We start from the raw sequence: 6,077 nt of genomic DNA on the forward strand, positions 1-6,077 counted from the left end.
ACGAGGTCGGGCGCATCTACGGCGTCAACATCGAGAGCCCCGAGGAGTGCATGCCCTACGCGCACAAGCTCCAGGACGAGGGCGCCCGCAACGTCATCATCTCGTGCGGCGGCCACGGCTCGCTGCTGCTCGACGAGAACGGGGCCGAGCACATCGTCCCGACCGCCCGCATCCGCCTCGTCAACGCGACGGGCGCCGGCGACTCGATGGTCGGCGGCTTCCTCTCGATGGTCACCCGCGGCGCCGACTACGACACCGCTCTTGTCTTCGCCTCTGCCTGCGGCACCGCCACCGCGGCCTCCAAGGGCATCGCGCACCGCAACAAGATCAACCGCGTCGTGACCGCGCTCTACAAGAAGATGGGACGCGCCATCCCCGGCATCATCGCCAATGACATGCAGAACGCCAAGGACGCGGCCGCCGCTCAAGCCGTCGTCGACAAGCAGCAGGAGGCGGCCAAGCAGTTCGACGCCGCCAAGGGCATCGCGGGCGGAAACTAAGGCTCATGTGCGCCGGGGCCGCGCGGCCCCGGCGCGAGCATATAAGGGAAGAGGCCGCACGAGCGGCCAAAACGTAGGGGGACTAAATGTACGAGGGAGTAAATGCATCTGACGGCATCGGCATCGGCGTCGCGCGCGTCGCCGTTGAGCCCGACCTGAGCTTCACGCCTCACGCGCCCGAGGACGCCAAGGCCGAGGAGGAGCGCTACAAGGCCGCCGTCGCCAAGTTCATCGAGCAGACCAATGCCCAGATCGAGCGCATGACCGCCACCGTCGGCCCCGAGGCCGCCGCGATCATGGGCGCTCACATCGAGTTCGCCGAGGACGACGGCATCAAGGAGATGGTCAACGGCTCCATTGAGAGCGGCATGTGCGCCGAGCAGGCCGTCTCTGAGGCGTACGACATGTACTACAACATGTTCTCCAACATGGAGGACGAGCTGTTCCGCGAGCGCGCCGCCGACGTCGCCGACGTCAAGACGGGCCTTCTCGCCGACCTGCTCGGCCAGGAGCTCGTGGACCTCTCCACGCTCCCCGAGAACTCCATCGTCGTCGTGCGCGAGCTCACGCCTTCCATGACCGCCGACATCGACAAGGAGAACGTCGCCGCCATCGTCACCGAGACCGGAGGCCGCACCTCCCACTCCGCGATCATCGCCCGTGCCCTCGAGATCCCGGCCGTCCTCTCGGTCGCCGACGCCACCTCCGCCATCAAGACCGGCGACATGGTCGTCGTCGACGGCACCAACGGCAAGGTCATCGTCAAGCCCGGCGACCATGACCTCGAGCACTACCGCGCCAAGGCCAAGCAGTACGCCGAGGAGAAGGTCGCCCTCGAGGCCTACCGCGGCAAGGAGACCGTCACCGCCGAAGGGCAGAAGAAGCTTCTCGTCGCCAACATCGGCAACCCCGACGACGCCAACGTCGCCGCCGAGCACGATGCCGAGGGCGTCGGCCTCTTCCGCTCCGAGTTCCTCTTTATGGACGCCAAGGAGCTCCCGTCCGAGGACGAGCAGTTCGCCGCGTACCAGAAGGTCGCCCTGCGCATGAAGGACCAGCCGGTCATCATCCGCACCCTCGACGTGGGCGGCGACAAGGAGATCCCGTATCTCCACCTCACCAAGGAAGACAACCCCTTCATGGGTTACCGCGCGGTCCGCTACTGCCTGAACAACCCGGACCAGTACAAGGTCCAGCTCACCGCCCTCTTGCGCGCCTCCGCCTTCGGCGACATCAAGATCATGGTCCCGCTGGTGACCAACATCGACGAGATTCGCCAGGTCAAGGAGCTCGTCAAGGAGTGCATGGCCGAGCTCGACGCCCGCGGCGTCTCCTATAACAAGGATATCGAGGTCGGTACCATGATCGAGACCCCCGCGGCCTCCCTCATCGCCGACGACCTCGCCGCCGAGTGCGACTTCTTCTCCATCGGCACGAACGACCTCATCGGCTACACCATGTGCGCCGACCGCGGCAACGACAAGGTCGCGTACCTTTACGAGGTCTACCAGCCCGCCGTCCTGCGCTCCCTCAAGCGCATCATCGAGGAGGGCAATAAGGCCGGCATCATGGTCGGCATGTGCGGCGAGGCCGCGGCCGACCCGCTGCTGATCCCCGTGCTGCTGTCTTTCGGCCTGGGCGAGTTCTCCGTCAGCGCCCCGTCGATCCTGCGCACGCGTCGCATCATCTCCGAGTGGACGAAGGAGGAGGCCGACGCCCTCGTCGAGAAGGTCATGAAGCTCAAGACCGCGACCGAGGTCAAGGCCATGCTCCAGGCCGCCGCGAAGTAGTTCCTGCTCGCGTAGCGATCAACGCGCCTCAGGTCATACGGCCTGAGGCGCGTTTTTGTTCGGAAGCACCGGAGCATCGCTGGGGCCCGAATGGGTTTCGCGGCGGCATGCGCTCAGGGTATGAGCTCGCTTACGCTCACCTACGGAAAGATAACCTTGAGCGCGGCGGGGACGACGTCCACGGTGAACTCGCGCCCGCAGAGCTCCTCGCCGTCGACCTGGCAGGGCGGCTCCTCATCGAAGCGAAGCTCCGCATGGCGAATGCGCCGCAGCTCGACGACGCTCGACCCCGTATGCGCCCCGAAGCGCGCGAGGCCAAGGAGGCCGAGGATCCGCGGCGTGCCCGGGAGTTTCACGTTGTAGCAGACGTCCAGAAGGCCGTCTGCGGGGTCTGCGTCTGGGCAGATCCTGAAGCCTCCTCCATAGGTGGGCCCCACCTGCACGGCGAACACGACGGTCGAGAGCTCGGCCGCAGGCTCGCCGTCGAACGCGGCCGAGACCCTGTACCCGCTCTTCGTGCCCGAGAGGATGCGCAGCGCAGAGCGCACAAAGAGCTCCTCACCTTCCTGTGCCGTTCCCTCGGCCCTCTTTTTCGTCGTATCGAGCGCGATGGCGGCGTCCAGCCCGAACGAGAGCGTCTGCATGAAGTGGACTCCGTTCACGCGGCCGACCTCGCAGCTGCGCGCATGTCCTCGCACGAGCTGTGCGAGCGCGCCCTCCGCGTCGTTTCTCTTCATCCCGAGGGTGCGCGCGAAGTCGTTTCCCGAGCCCATGGGGATGACGCCGAGCTTCGGGCGGGCATCCTCGGGAACGCGCATCAAGCCGTTGACCACTTCGTGGATCACTCCGTCGCCGCCGAGCGCCACCACGCTGTCGAAGGCGCCCGCGCACTCGGCGATCCCCACGGCGTCGCCCGAAGCCGAGGTGCGCACGACCTCGAAGCCTTTGGTGGCCGCGGCGTAACTCCGCAGGAAGTCCTCGGCGAACCTCGCGCCCTTCTCGCCCGCGCCGCTGTGCGCGGCTGGGTTCGCGATGACGAGGGTCTTACCAAGAGGGGAGCGGGACATGGGGCGCCTTTCGGTCCGTTCGCGGCGCGACTGGGGCGCCGCTCGTTATGGGCATTCTACGCGATGCGCTTGCCTGAGGGGCGCATCTCGCGTATAGTGATTCCTCGGTTCCGGGGCGTGGCGCAGTTTGGTAGCGCATCTGCTTTGGGAGCAGAGGGTCGCTGGTTCGAATCCAGTCGCCCCGACCAACATTTGCGGGTGTGGTTCAACGGTAGAACCTCAGCCTTCCAAGCTGATGACGCGGGTTCGACTCCCGTCACCCGCTCCAAACAAATCGGCAGGCCATGGATTTTGAGTCCATGGCCTGCTTTGTTGTTATGCAACGCGCGTCTGAGCTCCCTGTATGTACGCAATGTTTCGGCGAGCGACCGAAAACGTTACGGCTTTAGGACCGTAGCTTTGCGCGGAACGCAACGCTCGTAACCTATCGTGTTGGAAATAAGGCCCGGCGCCCGCCGAGCCGAACCGACGATAGGAGTCGATATGTCGTATTGCGACAACGTCCTGGCCACGCTCAAGGAGCGCTACCCCGAGCAGAAGGAGTTCCTGCAGGCCGCGACCGAGATCCTCGGCACGCTGCAGCCCGCCCTCGACGCGCACCCCGAGTACGAGGAGGCCGCCATCCTCGAGCGCCTCGTCGAGCCCGAGCGCGTCATCATGTTCCGCGTGCCCTGGGTCGACGACTCCGGCAAGGTCCAGGTCAACCGCGGCTACCGCGTCGAGTTCAACTCCGCCATCGGGCCCTACAAGGGTGGCCTGCGCTTCAACCCGACCGTGACCCTTGGCATGCTCAAGTTCCTCGGCCTCGAGCAGATCCTGAAGAACTCCCTCACCACCCTACCCATGGGCGGCGGCAAGGGCGGCTCCGACTTCGACCCCAAGGGCAAGTCCAACAACGAGATCATGCACTTCTGCCAGTCCTTCATGACCGAGCTCTGCCGCCACATCGGCCCGAACACCGACGTCCCCGCCGGCGACCTCGGCGTCGGCGGCCGTGAGGTCGCGTACATGTTCGGCCAGTACAAGCGCATCCGCAACGAGTGGACTGGCGTCCTCACGGGCAAGGGCCTCAGCTTCGGCGGCTCGCTCGCCCGCACCGAGGCAACCGGCTACGGCCTGGCCTACTTCGTCGACGAGTACCTGAAGTCCAAGGGCGAGTCTTTCGAGGGCAAGAACGTCGTCGTCCACGGCTCCGGCAACGTCGCCATCTACGCCATCCAGAAGGTCTCCCAGCTCGGCGGCAAGGTGCTCGCCTGCTCCGACACCCACGGCTGGGTCGAGGATCCCGACGGCATCGACTACAAGGTCCTCGAGGGCATCTACAACAAGAAGCGCTCCGGCCACGACAAGGGCGTCACGCTCGCCCTCTACGTCGACGAGAAGCCCAACGCCACCTGGCACGAGGGCGAGGGCCGCGGCTGCTGGCAGCTCCCCTGCGACATCGCGCTTCCGTGCGCCCGCGAGAACACCCTGCTCCTCGAGGACGCCAAGGCGCTCGTGGCCAACGGCTGCAAGGTCGTCGGCGAGGGCGCGAACATGCCGACCACTATCGACGCGACCGAGTACTTCCAGGACAACGGCGTCGCCTTCATGCCCGGCAAGGCCGCGAACGCCGGCGGCGTGCTCGTCTCTGGCCTCGAGATGAGCCAGAACGCCGAGCACCTCAGCTGGACCTTCGAGGAGGTCGACGGCAAGCTCGAGCAGCTCATGCGCGGCATGTTCCACAACGTGGACGACACCGCAAAGAAGTACGGCCACGAGGGCAACTTCGTCATGGGCGCCAACATCGCCGGCTTCGAGAAGGTCGCCGACGCCATGCTCGCCCAGGGAGTCTGCTAAGCGGGCATCCGTATCATTGGGCTAAAGAGCCCGACTTGGGACCCCGGCTTCGGCCGGGGTCTTTTTTCTTCTCGCGCCGCCGCTCGGCTCCATAAGCGCCACGGTGCACGGGTTTCTTACAATCTGTTAGCGCGCCACACTAACTATCTGTAAGCTCACCACACTAAATTGCAGCATCTACCTGCGGTTTCTTGTGTGTTAAGTCGGCGAATCGCGACGGTTTCGGTCGTCGCGGCGGATATACTGTCCATCAGACCTTTAAGACGGTACGAGAGACCGAAAAGGCGTCCACAACGTATTCGCGCGAGCCTTCTCGGAGTCATGCCCACATTCGGCCAGCTCCGTTTTTTGTGCCCGCGCGGGCCCTATGGGCGCGCACGGAAAGGACGGTGTTGCGTTGAACCTCTTGGTCGACGGCGGCAGGCATCCCCAGGCGCTACTGGCGCTAGAGGACGGCAGTTACTTCTTTGGGCGCTCGGCGGGCGCCAGCGGCGAGACCTTCGGCGAGGTGGTGTTCAACACCTCGATGATCGGGTACCAGGAGATCGTCTCGGACCCGTCCTATGCGGGCCAGATCGTCACCCTGACCTATCCGCAGATCGGCAACTACGGCATCAACGAGAAGGACATGCAGGCCGCCGATCTGCACCTCGCCGGCCTCATCGTGCACGACATGTGCTATGAGCCGAGCAACTGGCAGTCCGTCAAGTCGCTTCCCGACTTCCTCGCCGAGCGCGGCGTCGTCGCCATCGAGGACGTGGACACTCGCGCTCTCACCTTGCGCATCCGCGAGGGCGGCGCGATGAAGGCGGCGATCTCGACTGTCGACCTCGACCCCGCGAGCCTCGTCGCGCGCGTCAAGGCGTCGGCTCCCATCGCCG

Annotated in this window: 5 protein-coding genes and 2 tRNA genes; 6 read left to right on the top strand and 1 reads right to left on the bottom strand. The window is 65.4% G+C overall.

The window, feature by feature from the left end; translation table 11 throughout:
• Both ACT84W_RS06375 and ptsP read left to right on the top strand, forming a co-directional pair.
• On the top strand, positions 1-500 hold a 500-nt coding region (locus ACT84W_RS06375; RefSeq protein ID WP_444328601.1), incomplete at its 5' end, for a PfkB family carbohydrate kinase.
• 86 nt (positions 501-586) lie between these two features.
• A complete protein-coding gene (gene ptsP / locus ACT84W_RS06380) occupies positions 587-2,290 on the top strand; it encodes a phosphoenolpyruvate--protein phosphotransferase (RefSeq protein ID WP_444328602.1) in 1,704 nt (567 codons plus the stop codon).
• 140 nt (positions 2,291-2,430) lie between these two features.
• Here the strand turns inward: ptsP and ACT84W_RS06385 are convergent, their stop codons facing one another.
• The gene (locus ACT84W_RS06385; protein WP_444328603.1) at positions 2,431-3,357 is read right to left on the bottom strand and encodes a diacylglycerol/lipid kinase family protein; all 927 of its coding nucleotides are present in this window, start codon (positions 3,355-3,357) and stop codon (positions 2,431-2,433) included.
• A 111-nt stretch (positions 3,358-3,468) separates the two neighbouring features.
• Here ACT84W_RS06385 and ACT84W_RS06390 point away from each other — a divergent pair.
• The 4 genes from ACT84W_RS06390 to ACT84W_RS06405 form a co-directional block, all read left to right on the top strand.
• Positions 3,469-3,545: transfer RNA gene (locus ACT84W_RS06390), tRNA-Pro, on the top strand.
• Between the two features lie 6 nt (positions 3,546-3,551).
• A tRNA-Gly gene (locus ACT84W_RS06395) sits at positions 3,552-3,625 on the top strand.
• A gap of 215 nt (positions 3,626-3,840) precedes the next feature.
• Entirely contained in the window at positions 3,841-5,196 is a 1,356-nt protein-coding gene (gene gdhA / locus ACT84W_RS06400; RefSeq protein ID WP_432290476.1) for an NADP-specific glutamate dehydrogenase, read from the top strand.
• 397 nt (positions 5,197-5,593) lie between these two features.
• On the top strand, positions 5,594-6,077 hold a 484-nt coding region (locus ACT84W_RS06405; RefSeq protein WP_444328604.1), incomplete at its 3' end, for a carbamoyl-phosphate synthase domain-containing protein.

Origin of the sequence: Paratractidigestivibacter sp., assembly GCF_052362415.1 — a bacterium.
GTDB lineage: Bacteria > Actinomycetota > Coriobacteriia > Coriobacteriales > Atopobiaceae > Paratractidigestivibacter.